The organism is Phytoactinopolyspora alkaliphila (genome assembly GCF_010550695.1).
GTDB classification, from domain to species: Bacteria; Actinomycetota; Actinomycetes; order Jiangellales; family Jiangellaceae; genus Phytoactinopolyspora; species Phytoactinopolyspora alkaliphila.
Genome location: NZ_JAAGOB010000002.1, coordinates 266,705 through 279,550, shown reverse-complemented (window position 1 = coordinate 279,550; position 12,846 = coordinate 266,705). Strand labels below are relative to the sequence as shown.

The window sequence follows — 12,846 nt, the reverse complement described above, 5'->3', positions numbered from 1 at the left end:
CAGTAGGGTCCGGCAGTGAAAGCACCAGTACTTCTCTCGACTGTCGGAAGGCTCATCTCGATGCGTTTCGCTCGTCCCTCTCTGTCCACCACGGCGCTGTCCTCGGCCGCCCTGGTCAGCCTGCTCCTCGCCGGCTGCGGATCAGGTGACGACACCCCGGAGGGCTGGACCATGATCGACGACGAGTCTTCCGGTATCGCGGTGGCGATGCCGGAGAACGTGGACCCGCAGGAGCAGGAGGCGCCCACGTCCGACGGCGGCACCATGACGACGCGGTCCTATTTCGTGGTCCGGGAGGGCGTCGAGATGGGGTTCAATGTGCTCGACCTGGATGGCGGAACATACGACCTGGAGGCGGGCCTGGAGGGTACTGCCGCCGCCATCGAGGGTGAGATCGCCAGCAGGGAGCCCATCACGGTGGATGGGTACGACGGCGTCGAGGCGGAGGTCATTTTCCAGGACGATTTCGTCGCGGTGTTCCAGCTCATCCTGCTCGACGACCACGTGCTGCAGCCGATGGTCTCCACCGAGCAGGACAATCGATCGACAGGGGACGAGTACTTCAGCCAGCTCGTCGACTCGATCGACCTTGGCTGACTCCGTCCCGTATCCGGCACACGCGCAGACGAATGCTGGGACCGTAGGATTCGTGGCGATGCACGTCTACTCCATTCCACTGAGATCCCGTTTCCGGGAGATCGACGTCCGCGAAGGCGTCCTGCTCGAAGGCGCGGCGGGCTGGGCCGAGTTCTCGCCGTTCAAGGAGTACGACGACACCGAGGCAGCGGCATGGTGGCGCGCTGCTCGAGAGGCCGCCGATGTCGGCTGGCCTGAGCCGGTCAGGGATCGTGTCCCCGTGAATGCGACTGTGCCGGCGGTAGAGCCGGAGCAAGTGGCCGGCGTCCTTGCCCGGTTCCCGGGCTGCTCCACGGCCAAGGTCAAGGTCGGCGCGCCGGATCAGACATCCGCTCAGGATGAAGAGCGCTTACGCGCCGTGCGCGACGTTCTGGGTCCCGGCGGGGCGATCCGGATCGATGCGAACGGCAGCTGGGACGTGGATACCGCGACGACGCTCCTGCCCCGCTACGACCGGGCAGCGGGCGGGCTCGAATACGCCGAGCAGCCGTGCCGGGACGTGGAAGAGCTGGCCGCGGTCCGCCGCCGGGTGCCTGTGCCTATCGCCGCAGACGAGTCGATCCGCCGCGCGGGTGATCCGATGCGTGTCGCCCGCCTCGAGGCGGCGGACATCGCGGTGCTGAAGGTCCAGCCGCTGGGCGGCGTCCGGGCGTGCCTGCGGATCGCGGAAGACATCGGGCTGCCGGTCGTCGTTTCGAGCGCGCTGGAGACATCGGTCGGTATCGCTGCCGGCATCGCGCTCGCCGCGGCGCTGCCGGATCTGCCGTACGCGTGTGGCTTGGCGACCGTGAGCCTGCTCTCCAGGGACGTCGTCGCGGATCCGCTGGTGGCGATCGACGGTGCGCTTCCGGTGCGCCGACCGGCACCGGCCCCGGCTGCCCTGCGGGCCAACGCGGCCGGCGAGGAGACTCGAGCTTGGTGGAACCTCCGGATAGCTCGGATCGTCTGAACAAGTGTCACCCCTGGCGTGGATAGTGGGCGGAGCGATCATGGAAGATAGACGCATGTGGTCTCGTCTGCTTGCCGGTACAGGTGCCGCCGCGCTCGCTGCGGCCGCGGGGTTCGCGCTGCTGGGCGGCGCCAGCAGTGCTGACGAGGCAGGCGAGCTCCGGGCGAAGGTCACCGCGAGCGTGGAGAAGTCCGTGATCGCCGAACCGTCACCTGTCGACGACCAGCCTGCCGAGGCGGTATACGCCGAACCGGAAGAGCCCGGCGACGAAGGCCTCGTCCTGTCGGCGCCGGAGGAGGCCAACGGCTGGGACGAGGTGCCCTTCTCAGCGACATGGACAGCGGACGGCGCCCAGACAATCGTCGGCACGGTCGATCTGCAACAACTCGACGGCGAGTCCTGGACCACGGTGGCGGACCTGGACATCGGGGCGGCCGGAGGTGAGACGGAACTCGAGGTGGGCCGCTCGGGCATCTACCGCCTTGCCTATGGCGGCGGAGACACGGTCGAGGCCACGTCGTCCAACGACGTTGCCGTGGTCTCCGGCGAGCTGATGGAGTCCTGGATTACGGCCACCGCCGCACCCGCTGGTGACGACGCCGCGGAGATCACCGCGACGTGGACGACGAAGGGCGGCGTGGCGATCGTCGGCGAACTCGAGCTCCAGCGGCTCGTCGACGACGAGTGGGAGCCGGTGTCCACGGTGACCACCGGGGCGGACAGCACAGCCGAGCTGGAGATCGACGCGAGCATCGGTGACCGCTTCCGGTTCGTGTACCCCGGCGGCAGCCGATTCGAAGCGGTGGAGAGCGACGATGCCGTCGTGATCGGTGCCGACGTCCGCACCATCCCGGTCAGCACGTGCCAGAACGGCACGGACATCGACAACCTGCCCTATGGCGCCGCCTGCCATTACGCGCCCGTAACCGTCGACACTTTCGTCGTCGCCCATGACTACCTGGGCAACGCGTGGTGGAACGCAATGCCGATGGGCACCGTCGTCGAGCTCGAGGGCCGCGAGGCCGGCATCTACGAAGTCGTCGACCGGACCATCGCGCCGGGCCGGGGCTCGGCTCTGGGCGCCGCGTCGAACTGGGCTTGCGGCGACGCATGTGACGTCATCCTGCAGACGTGCCAAGGCAGCAACACCGGCTTCACCTGGTTGCGGAAGATCGACTGAGCCGGCCGATGCGGGAACTGCCCCAGCCGCAGCTGCGGTGTGCATAGGCTCGGGTCGTGAACCCTTCGACTGCGGCGGCCCGGATCCTCGTGGAGACGCTGGCCGCACTGGGGACCAGGCACGTGGTACTCGCCCCGGGCTCGCGCAGTGCGCCGCTGGCCATCGCCTTGGCCAGCGCGGCCGATCGCGGCGACGTCCGCCTGCACGTGCGTATCGATGAGCGTTCGGCGGGTTTTCTCGCCTTGGGGCTCGCCCGTGGCTCGGGGGCTCCGGTCGCGATCGTGACCACCTCGGGCACCGCCGTCGCCAATCTCCATCCCGCGGTGCTCGAGGCGTCGCACACCGGCGTCCCGCTGGTGGTGCTGTCGGCGGACCGCCCGCACGAGATCCGCGGGACCGGCGCGAACCAGACCACCGACCAGGTGCGGATCTTCGGCGGTGCAGTGCGGTTCGACGCCGATGTGCCGGCTCCTTTCGGAAGGCCCGGAGAAGCAGCTGACCTGCGTAGCCTGCTGAGCCGGGCGATCGCCGCCAGCACCGGATCCCGGACCGGCCTGCCGGGCCCGGTGCACGTGAACCTGGCCTTCCGGGAGCCATTGGTGCCGGATGCCGAGAACCTTCCCGATGCGGGGACGGACGCTGTCGACCCGGCAGCTGGTCTGGCGAGCGAGGAGCCGTCGGAGTCCGGCGAATCCCTTGGAGAGTCACGACGCCGGCCCGTCACACACGTGCATCCGCTGGATCGTGTTCCCGACCCCATGGTGCTGCCGGCCGGCCCGCGTACTGTCGTGATCGCCGGCGACGGAGCCGGCCCAGCCGCCGTGCGGTTCGCCGAGGCCGGCGGATACCCGGTCCTTCCCGAGCCGTCATCGGGAGCTCGTTGGGGCGCCAACGCGCTGGGCCCTTACCGCCTGCTACTGAAGTCGGCACCGCTGAGTGACGAGATCGAGCGCGTGGTCGTGTTCGGGCACGTCACACTCTCCCGGCCGGTCTCGGCATTGCTCGCTCGCCGTGACATCGAGGTCGTGGTGGTCGCGCCACGGGGCGACTGGCCGGACGCCGCTAGGAACGCCGCACGCGTCGTCGGGGCGGTGCGGGCCGAGGGGCTACCGGATGCCGATTGGCTCAAGACCTGGGTAGAGGCGGATCGCCTCGCCCGGGCCGTGATCGACGATCTCCTCGACTCCAGCCCGCTGACCGGCCCATTGGTGGCCAGGGAGGTGTGGGCGTCGACCAGGCCGTCCCAGGCGCTCCTCGTGGGCTCGTCGAACCCGATCCGGGATCTCGACCTCACTGCACGGCCGTGGCCGGCTGGCGGAGCCGAGGGCAGGGCCGCCGACGCGGACGTCGGGGACCGTCCGCTTGTGCTGGCGAACCGGGGCCTGGCCGGTATCGATGGGGTGGTTTCCACGGCGTCCGGGGTTGCCCTGGGTTCCGGCCGCTTCACCCGTGTCCTTCTCGGAGATCTGACCTTTCTGCACGACGTGGGCGGCCTACTCGTGGGCACCGGAGAGGAGCAGCCGACCACGCAGCTGGTCGTTGTCAATGACGACGGAGGCGGCATCTTCTCGCTGTTGGAGCAGGGCGCGCCGCGGCACGCCTCCGTGTTCGAGCGGGTCTTCGGCACGTCTCACGGTGTGGGCCTGGCCGGACTGTGTGCGGCTTACGGGCTCGACTACCGGCCTGCGGAGTCGCTGGACCAGCTGCGTGGTCTCCTGAACTCGCCGCCGGAGGGCCGTTCCGTGGTCGAGGTACGGGTGGACCGGTCCGGGCTGCGTGCACTGCACGCGCGACTGGATGCCGCCGTCGTGGCCGCCCTGGCTACGGCATAGTCGCTCAGTGTCCTGCCCGTGACCACTAGCGGTTGAGAGCGTCACGCATGGGGACGAGCTTTGCGGCGCTTTCAGCTAGCTCGGCCGCTGGATCGGAGCCGGCCACGATTCCACAGCCGGCGAAGAGCCGCATCCGCGATGGATCAGCGGTATCCACCTGGGCACAGCGCAACGCGATACCCCACTCGCCGTCCCCGGCGCTGTCGATCCAGCCTACGGGCGCGGCGTAGCGGCCCCTGTCCAGCCCCTCGATCTCACGGATGACGGCTTGGGCGGTATCTGTTGGTGTGCCGCCGACGGCCGCGGACGGGTGCAGAGCCGCGGCTAATGCCAGCGACGACGCGTTCCCCGAGGCCACACCGGCCAGGTCCGTCGCCAGGTGCATAACGTTTGACAGGTGCAGGACGAAGGGTGTCTCCGGGACGTTCATGCTGGAGCAGAACGGGGCCAGGGCGTCCGCCACCGAGCGCACGGCGAACTCGTGTTCCTCGAGATCCTTGCTGGAGCGTGCCAGCGAGGCAGCGAGGGCGAGGTCGTGGATGTCGTCCCGGGTGCGGCGGATCGTTCCGGCGAGGACACGGGACGTGACCAGCCCCCGCTCGCGCCGGACCAGCAACTCTGGTGTTGCCCCCAGCGTGCCGTCGACGCTGAACGTCCAGCATCGGGGATAGCGGTCGCTGAGCCGGTGAAGGGGCCAGCGCGGGTCGATGATGCTGTGACACTCCGCGACGAGGTCGCGGGCGAGGACCACCTTCTCGAGCTCACCCGCGATGATCCGGCGGACCGCCTCGGCGACGACGGACTCCCACTCCGGGCCGGTACGCGCGCCGTCGGCGAACGTGACCGGGCCGGGTCGACGGGGGGAGCTGACGGCCGGTAGCGCCGGCCACGGGGGAAGATTGCCGTTGAGGCTGACCGTGGTGACCCACCAGCGGCCGTCCCGGTGTCCGACGATGGTCTCGGGCAGGATGAGTACCGATTCCCCCGCGTCGTCGAAGGTGAACGAGCCGAACGCCACGGGTCCGGTGCCGGGCAGCTGGACCTCGTCGCGGACGATCGCCGTGCGTGTCAGGGTGTTCCACCAGCGCTCGGCTTCGGCGAACCGGTTCACGCCGTCGCCCTCGAACCGGGCGGCCTCGCCCCAGCCCACCAGTCCTTCGCCGTGCCGCACCCAAGCCAGGGATGCCTCGTCAGGCAGAAGGGAGAGCAACGCGCCTGGATCAGGGATCTCCACCGTGCGCGTGACCAGTTCGGGCGCCGGTACGGTGAGTGGGGCACTCGTCACGGGCGTTAAGCCTATGTCCGAACTGCGCGGTGACCACTGTTCACGGGCTGACGAATTGGTCACAGCGTACGTCCCCGCCTCACGGATCGTGGGTTTCTCTATGCTGGCAGGGTGATCCGGGCCTCTCTTGACAAGCAGCCGAGTGATGTCGCCGCCATGTTCGACGACGTCGCCGAGCGCTACGACATCACCAACGACGTGCTCTCTCTGGGCCAGGACCGATACTGGCGGCGAGCCGCGGAGCGTGCTGTTCGCCCGCTGCCGGGTGAGAAGATCCTGGACTTGGCCGCGGGGACCGGGACGTCCAGCGAGCCGTTCCAGGCCGCAGGGGCCACGGTGGTGCCCTGCGATTTCTCCTTGGGCATGCTTCGCGCCGGTAAGCGTCGTCGTGCTGATCTCCCGTTCGTCGCGGGCGACGCCACCAGGCTGCCGTTCGCCGACGCGTCGTTCGACGCGGTCACCATCTCGTTCGGCCTGCGCAACGTGCACGATCCTGATACTGGACTGCGGGAGATGCTACGGGTCACCCGCCCGGGCGGCCGACTGGTGGTCTGCGAGTTCAGCCACCCCACCTGGCGTCCGTTCCGCACCGTATATGTGGAATACCTGATGCGTGCATTGCCTCCGGTGGCGCGGAAGATCGCGAGCAACCCCGACGCCTACGTCTATCTGGCCGAATCGATCAGAGCATGGCCGGATCAGGCCGGAATGGCGCAGCGGCTCCAGCGAGCGGGCTGGGTCGGCGTGCGGTGGCGCGACCTCTCCGGTGGGATCGTGGCGTTGCACTACGGGGTTCGCCCCTGATCGCCCGTCCCGGCAATTCTGTCAACGGTGGAGGTTTGTGTGGGCCAGGACCCACAAAGGGCTCCACCGTTGACAGAACCTTCCACCCTTGAATGCACCAGGCGGGGATTGCTAGCTCAATTTCCCACAAGCAACCGGGAGCGCTTCCAGGCGTGCGCCGGCAGCGGGCTGATTCGTCCGCAGCGCGGGCTTGGGGTAGTTGCCCTGGTGGTGGCTGTCATGTGGGCATCTCCGGAGCGGAGTGTTTCGCGGCTTCCCCCTTCTCCATGGCGACCAGCGAAGGCGACCGGCAGAGGCGACCGGCGAGCAATCTGGCGGGCGCGTGGCAGGCGAGAGATGCGGCAGCCGTGCCTGAACGGGCGCCTGCCGGCCGACGATTCGGCCTCTTTCCCGGGAATGGGCGGAGGCGCTGCTCGCCGAACGGGACAAGATGGCGTGGCCGGACGTCGGAGTATCGTGGTCCGGCCTGATCGCGTGAGTTTCGATGTGCCGGTGGTGTCCGGTGCGGAGGAACCGCACTGGTCAGCACCTTCTCAAGGCGGGATTTAGCATGAGCGCAGGCAGTGGAAAGCCGAGTCCTGATCGACGACGGCGGCTATCAGACGCGGACCGTGAACGGTGTGTGGAAGCAATCTCCCGGGCTTATTCCGACGGGCGGATCGCTGTGGATGATCTGCAGACACGTACGGCCCTGGTCTATGAGGCGACGTCGATCGCCGATCTGGACGCGATCATGCATGACATCCGCGAGCCAGTGCGAGCCTCATCTGTTTCGCAACCGCTGCCGAGCGGCTTTCGGCGGTACGGACGCTTGGTGATGGCGGGGGTGCTGATGGTCTTCGGTCTTGCAGCCATTGGTGTGTCCGCGCTCATCGACGACGGTAGTAGCTCGCGCAATGCGGGCGACCCTGCCCAAGCACCGCCCGCACCGGGCGTTGATCCGGTGGACGTGGATGCGCCGGAGATCGCCGCCGAGGAGATGGGCATGTTCACCGAGGCGGGATTGACTCGGATGTGGGCGACGTTCGACGACAACGGCATAGAACAGGTCGAGTCGATTACCGTGCGGGCGAGTTGGGCCGAGGCGTTGGTGCGTGCCGACAGCGAACAGCTCGGACTGGCGGAGATCAGATATGAGGGAGGGCTGGCGATGCCGCCCCGGTGGCGACGCGAATACTCCGAGACTGAAGGTGGCTTCTTCTATCTCTACGACGTGTCACCTGGGGCGCTTGTGCGTGCCATCGACGAATCCCCGGAAGCAGCCGGCCTCCCCCATGGCGAGACGACGCTCGCCCGAGTGGGCCGGAGCGTCTTCGACGACGGCGACGTCGTCCTGACGGTCCGGGTCGAGGACGGTACTGACAACCACAGCGTCACGTGGACGTCCGATGGATCGCAGGTGCTGCGCACGTCCTGATGGAAGCAGCCCGTTTCGGCCGGACAAGATTTTCGCAACAGAAGTGATGCGTAAATGTGCAGGTCAGGGTGTCGGCCCCGGTCGAAACTCGTCAGGCACAGCGCCTACACTTGGGCAGGAAGTAGGTTCGTGAATGAATTCACGAGCGCTTCCGGTGACAGCGGTACCTTCTCGACAGATGCTGGGGAATCTGATGACTGCGCAGGCCGGCGACGCCGACGTCATTGTCGTCGGCGCTGGGCCAGCTGGCACCACCACGGCCTACTACCTGGCTCGCGCCGGGCTGGACGTGCTGTTGCTGGAGAAAGCGTCGTTTCCCCGGGACAAGATCTGCGGGGACGGCCTCACGCCCCGCGCCGTGCGCCAGTTGGTGCGGATGGGCGTGGACACCTCTGGCCCCGGCTGGATCCGGAATCGAGGCTTGCGGATCATCGGCGGCGGCATGCGGCTGCACCTGCCGTGGCCGGATTTGGTCAGCTATCCGGATCACGGCCTGGTGCGCACCCGGATGGACTTCGACCACATCCTGGCGCGGCACGCGACCGCCGCCGGAGTGCGACTGCACGAACGATCGAACGTGACCGCACCAGTGGTGGATGAGAGCAGCGGGCGCGTCGTCGGTGTACGGGTCAAGCCGCTGAACGAGCGCGGCCGGGCCACCGGCGAGCAGCTCACATATCGGGCGCCCCTGGTCGTCGCAGCTGACGGCACGTCGTCGAGGTTGGCAACGTCGTTGGGCATCCACAAGCGGGACGACCGGCCGATGGGCGTGGCCGTCCGGACCTACTTCAAGAGCCCTCGGCACGACGACGATTGGATGGAGTCGTGGCTGGAGCTGTGGGCGGCGAACAATCGTGGCGGTCGTGACCTGCTGCCCGGCTATGGCTGGATCTTCGGTGCGGGCAACGGGACCAGCAATGTCGGCCTCGGTATCACCAACACGTCCAAGGCCTTCGGCCAGGTCGACTACAAGGACTTGCTTCGCCGCTGGGTTGCGCAGACCCCCACCGAATGGGGCTTCACCGAAGAGAACCAGGTCGGCGACGTGCGTAGTGCGGCCCTGCCGATGGGATTCAATCGGCAGCCGCACTACAGCCGCGGGCTGCTCCTCGTCGGTGACTCCGGGGGCATGGTGAACCCGTTCAACGGCGAGGGAATCGACTACGCGATGGAGGCGGCCAGCCTGGCCGCCACCGTCATCGCCGATGCGCTCTCCCGTGATACGGCGCTCGCCCGGGAACGGGTCCTGCAGGGGTACCCGGATGCACTCAAGAACGAGCACGGTGGATACTTCACACTCGGCCGGGTCTTCCTCCGGCTGATCGGAGACCCTCGCATCATGAAGATCGCCACCAACCACGGCCTGCCGCGGCCCTGGCTGATGAAATTCACCCTGAAACTGCTGGCCAACTTGACCGACCACCGCGATGGTGACGTCTACGACCGGGTTATCAACGCGATGACGCGATTGGCACCGGCCGCATGATGAGACTGCCGACGAATGAGTGAGGACCGCGTGATTCACGTGAGTAAGGAGCCGGGCGTGACCGATTTGACCGAGAGGAGCTGAGCGTCCATGGATCTGTATGCACCGATCATCGGTCTGATCATCCTGGGCGCCGTCTTCGCGGTGGGTTCCGTGGCGTTCTCCGCGGTGGCGGGGCCGAAGCGCTACAACCGGGCCCGCCTCGACTCGTACGAGTGCGGCATCCAGCCCACTCCGCAGCCGGTCGGCGGCGGGCGAATCCCGATCAAGTACTACTTGACCGCGATGACCTTCATCATCTTCGACATCGAGATCATCTTCCTGTATCCCTGGGCGGTGCGGTTCGATCACCTCGGGGTGTTCGGTTTCGTCGCGATGGTGACGTTCTTGTTCCTGATCACGGTTCCGTTCATCTACGAATGGCGCCGTGGCGGCCTGGAATGGGACTAAAGGCGTAAGGGGCACAAAGACATGGGTATCGAAGAGAAGCTTCCGTCCGGAGTATTGCTCAGCACGGTTGAGGGCTTGGCCGGGTGGATGCGCAAGAGTTCGGTCTGGCCGGCCACGTTCGGCCTGGCCTGCTGCGCCATCGAGATGATGTCGTTCGGCGCGCCTCGCCACGACTCCTCCCGGTTCGGCATGGAGGTCTTTCGCGCCTCGCCTCGCCAGGCGGACCTGATGATCGTCGCCGGCCGGGTGAGCCAGAAGATGGCGCCCGTGCTGCGCCAGATCTACGACCAGATGCCGAATCCCAAGTGGGTGCTCTCCATGGGTGTCTGCGCCAGCTCCGGCGGCATGTTCAACAATTACGCGATCGTCCAGGGTGTCGACCACGTCGTGCCGGTGGACATCTACCTCCCCGGCTGCCCGCCTCGTCCGGAGATGCTGATCGACGCGATCCTCAAGCTTCACGACAAGATCCAGCACACCAAGCTGGGTGCGCATCGGATCGCGGCCGAGGATGAGGCGGAGTCGCTGGCGCTGACGGCGACGCCGACGCACGAGATGAAGGGTCTGCTGCGGTGACCGACGAGCAAGGCATGGAACCGGGCCTTCCGTCCGGTCCGGAAGGCCCGGCGCTTCCACCGGAGCACCCGTCGCGTCGCGGCATGTTCGGAGCCGAAGGCTCGGGCGACACATCCGGCTACGGCGGGCTGGTCCCGCGCGACACCAACCCCGTGCGCGGTGCGTCCACGCCCAGGCCGTGGGCCGAGGAATTCGAACGTCTCGACGAGGAGGTCGGCTCCGCGCTGCGAGAGGCGGGTATCGGCTACGAGGACGCCGTCGAGAAGGTCGTCGTCGATCGTGGGCAGATGACCATCTTCATCAAGCGGGAGAAGCTGGCGGAGACCGCCAAGGTGTTCCGCGACGACCCCGCCCTGCGGTTCGAGATGTGCACCGGCGTGGACGGCGTGCACTATCCGGAGGAGACCGGGCGAGAGCTGCACGCGTGCATTCAACTGCTTTCCATCACCCACAACCGCAGGGTCAATCTCGAGGTGGCCTGCCCCGACGACGACCCGCACGTGCCGTCGATCACCGAGACGTACCCGTCGGCCAACTGGCACGAGCGCGAAGCCTACGACTTCTTCGGGATCATCTTCGACGGGCACCAGGCGCTGACCAGGATCCAGATGCCGGACGACTGGCCCGGCCACCCGCAGCGCAAGGACTACCCCTTGGGGGGCATACCGGTCGAGTACAAGGGCGCGACGATCCCACCGCCCGACGAGCGGAGGGCGTACCAGTGATGACGATTGTGGCCAATGCGAACGGAACGAGCGTGACCAGATGAACGACGTCACATTCACTCCGGCCGAGGAGACCGACGACCCGTATGCGGGCGTCCGGGAGACGACCGAAGGCCCGGTATACACGGTCACCGGGCAGGACTGGGAAGACGTGGTCGGCGCGGCCGCGGCCGGCGAGGAACGCGTTGTCGTCAACATGGGCCCGCAGCATCCGTCGACGCACGGGGTGCTGCGGCTGATCCTCGAGCTCGACGGCGAGATTGTCACCGAGGCACGTTGCGGCGTCGGTTACCTGCACACCGGTATCGAGAAGAACATGGAGTACCGGAACTGGACCCAGGGCGTCACGTTCGTGACCCGGATGGACTATCTCGCCCCGTTCTTCAACGAGGCCGCGTACGTCCTCGGGGTCGAGCGCCTGCTCGGGATCACCGACGACATCCCGGACCGGGCCAATGTCATTCGGGTCATGATGATGGAGCTCAACCGGATCTCGTCCCACCTGGTGTGCATCGCCACCGGAGGCATGGAGATTGGCGCGCTGACGGTCATGACCGTCGGCTTCCGCGAGCGGGAGAAGACGCTCGACATCTTCGAGCTGATCACCGGCCTGCGGATGAACAACGCCTACATCCGCCCGGGTGGCGTGGCACAGGATCTGCCGCCCGGGGCCGTGGAGAGCGTCCGCGAGTACTTGCGCTGGATGTGGGACCACATCGGCGAGCTGGAGTCGTTCTGTAACGAGAACCCGATCTTCAAGGGCCGCACGGTAGGCATCGGCTATCTCGACCTGGCCGGCTGCATGGCGCTGGGGATCACCGGACCGATGTTGCGAGCCACCGGCCTCCCGTGGGATCTGCGCAAGAGCCAGCCGTACTCGGGCTACGAAACCTACGACTTCGACGTTCCCACCGCGGACACCTGCGACGCGTACGGCCGCTTCCGCATCCGCATCGACGAGATGAAGGAATCGCTGAAGATCGTCGAGCAGTGCCTGGATCGTCTCGAGCCCGGCCCGGTGATGATCGAGGACAAGAAGATCGCCTGGCCGGCGCAGCTGGCCATCGGCGCCGACGGGATGGGCAACTCGCTCGACCACATCCGGCACATCATGGGTGAGTCGATGGAGGCGCTGATCCATCACTTCAAGCTGGTGACCGAGGGCTTCCGGGTGCCGCCGGGGCAGGTGTACTCGGCAATCGAGAGCCCGCGCGGAGAGCTCGGAGCGCACGTGGTCTCCGAGGGCGGCACGCGTCCGTACCGGGTGCACTTCCGTGACCCGTCGTTCAACAACCTCCAGGCTGTCTCCGCGACGTCGGAAGGCGGTATGGTCGCCGACGTCATCGTTGCGGTGGCAAGCATCGACCCGGTGATGGGCGGGTGCGACAGGTGAGTGACGACGTGACGAGTGAGCGGAGTGGTCGGCGTAGCGAAGCGGAGCCGCCCGCGGAGCGAACGAGGAGCGGAGTGCGACCACAGGCGTCGAGTGACGACGTGACGAGTGAG

12 protein-coding genes are annotated in these 12,846 nt (G+C 67.3%); 11 read left to right on the top strand and 1 reads right to left on the bottom strand.

The genetic code is table 11. The features are described from left to right. Window positions 1-60: 60 nt before the first annotated feature. The 4 genes from G1H11_RS04310 to menD are packed head-to-tail and all read left to right on the top strand — an operon-like array spanning window position 61 to window position 4,597. The gene (locus tag G1H11_RS04310) at window positions 61-597 is read left to right on the top strand and encodes a hypothetical protein (RefSeq protein WP_163816394.1); all 537 of its coding nucleotides are present in this window, start codon (window positions 61-63) and stop codon (window positions 595-597) included. Window positions 598-655: 58 nt separating this feature from the next. Further along, window positions 656-1,585 (top strand): o-succinylbenzoate synthase, encoded by a 930-nt coding sequence (locus G1H11_RS04305; protein WP_163817049.1) that lies wholly within the window; start codon window positions 656-658, stop codon window positions 1,583-1,585. A gap of 40 nt (window positions 1,586-1,625) precedes the next feature. Then, the gene (locus G1H11_RS04300) at window positions 1,626-2,765 is read left to right on the top strand and encodes a hypothetical protein (protein ID WP_163816392.1); all 1,140 of its coding nucleotides are present in this window, start codon (window positions 1,626-1,628) and stop codon (window positions 2,763-2,765) included. Between the two features lie 56 nt (window positions 2,766-2,821). Then, a complete protein-coding gene (gene menD, locus G1H11_RS04295; protein ID WP_163816390.1) occupies window positions 2,822-4,597 on the top strand; it encodes a 2-succinyl-5-enolpyruvyl-6-hydroxy-3-cyclohexene-1-carboxylic-acid synthase in 1,776 nt (591 codons plus the stop codon). Between the two features lie 25 nt (window positions 4,598-4,622). Here the strand turns inward: menD and G1H11_RS04290 are convergent, their stop codons facing one another. Further along, window positions 4,623-5,882, bottom strand: coding sequence for an isochorismate synthase (locus G1H11_RS04290; RefSeq protein ID WP_216843433.1), 1,260 nt, complete (start codon window positions 5,880-5,882; stop codon window positions 4,623-4,625). A 111-nt stretch (window positions 5,883-5,993) separates the two neighbouring features. Between G1H11_RS04290 and G1H11_RS04285 the strand changes: the two genes are divergently transcribed. The 7 genes from G1H11_RS04285 to G1H11_RS04255 all read left to right on the top strand — a co-directional run bounded on the left by G1H11_RS04285 (window position 5,994) and on the right by G1H11_RS04255 (window position 12,733). Then, window positions 5,994-6,686 (top strand): demethylmenaquinone methyltransferase, encoded by a 693-nt coding sequence (locus G1H11_RS04285; protein ID WP_163816389.1) that lies wholly within the window; start codon window positions 5,994-5,996, stop codon window positions 6,684-6,686. A gap of 484 nt (window positions 6,687-7,170) precedes the next feature. Then, window positions 7,171-8,103: a DUF1707 SHOCT-like domain-containing protein gene (locus tag G1H11_RS04280; protein WP_343074801.1), complete on the top strand. Its 933-nt coding sequence runs from the start codon at window positions 7,171-7,173 to the stop codon at window positions 8,101-8,103. 178 nt (window positions 8,104-8,281) lie between these two features. After that, window positions 8,282-9,589 (top strand): geranylgeranyl reductase family protein, encoded by a 1,308-nt coding sequence (locus G1H11_RS04275; protein ID WP_246210900.1) that lies wholly within the window; start codon window positions 8,282-8,284, stop codon window positions 9,587-9,589. Between the two features lie 90 nt (window positions 9,590-9,679). Then, window positions 9,680-10,039 (top strand): NADH-quinone oxidoreductase subunit A, encoded by a 360-nt coding sequence (locus G1H11_RS04270; RefSeq protein WP_163816385.1) that lies wholly within the window; start codon window positions 9,680-9,682, stop codon window positions 10,037-10,039. 21 nt (window positions 10,040-10,060) lie between these two features. After that, a complete protein-coding gene (locus G1H11_RS04265) occupies window positions 10,061-10,615 on the top strand; it encodes a NuoB/complex I 20 kDa subunit family protein (RefSeq protein WP_163816383.1) in 555 nt (184 codons plus the stop codon). A 14-nt stretch (window positions 10,616-10,629) separates the two neighbouring features. Then, window positions 10,630-11,340 carry an NADH-quinone oxidoreductase subunit C gene (locus G1H11_RS04260; protein ID WP_163817042.1) on the top strand — a complete coding sequence of 237 codons (711 nt, stop codon included), beginning with the start codon at window positions 10,630-10,632 and terminating at the stop codon, window positions 11,338-11,340. Window positions 11,341-11,380: 40 nt separating this feature from the next. Next, window positions 11,381-12,733 (top strand): NADH-quinone oxidoreductase subunit D, encoded by a 1,353-nt coding sequence (locus G1H11_RS04255; RefSeq protein WP_163816380.1) that lies wholly within the window; start codon window positions 11,381-11,383, stop codon window positions 12,731-12,733. The last annotated feature ends 113 nt before the right edge of the window (window positions 12,734-12,846 follow it).

Excerpts from the sequence above, each read along its gene's own strand:
- G1H11_RS04265 (WP_163816383.1), top strand. The coding sequence starts at position 10,061 with ATGGGTATCGAAGAGAAGCTTCCGTCCGGAGTATTGCTCAGCACGGTT.
- G1H11_RS04275 (WP_246210900.1), top strand. The coding sequence starts at position 8,282 with ATGCTGGGGAATCTGATGACTGCGCAGGCCGGCGACGCCGACGTCATT.
- G1H11_RS04255 (WP_163816380.1), top strand. The coding sequence starts at position 11,381 with ATGAACGACGTCACATTCACTCCGGCCGAGGAGACCGACGACCCGTAT.
- G1H11_RS04260 (WP_163817042.1), top strand. The coding sequence starts at position 10,630 with ATGGAACCGGGCCTTCCGTCCGGTCCGGAAGGCCCGGCGCTTCCACCG.
- G1H11_RS04305 (WP_163817049.1), top strand. The coding sequence starts at position 656 with ATGCACGTCTACTCCATTCCACTGAGATCCCGTTTCCGGGAGATCGAC.
- G1H11_RS04280 (WP_343074801.1), top strand. The coding sequence starts at position 7,171 with ATGTGCCGGTGGTGTCCGGTGCGGAGGAACCGCACTGGTCAGCACCTT.
- G1H11_RS04310 (WP_163816394.1), top strand. The coding sequence starts at position 61 with ATGCGTTTCGCTCGTCCCTCTCTGTCCACCACGGCGCTGTCCTCGGCC.
- G1H11_RS04300 (WP_163816392.1), top strand. The coding sequence starts at position 1,626 with ATGGAAGATAGACGCATGTGGTCTCGTCTGCTTGCCGGTACAGGTGCC.
- G1H11_RS04270 (WP_163816385.1), top strand. The coding sequence starts at position 9,680 with ATGGATCTGTATGCACCGATCATCGGTCTGATCATCCTGGGCGCCGTC.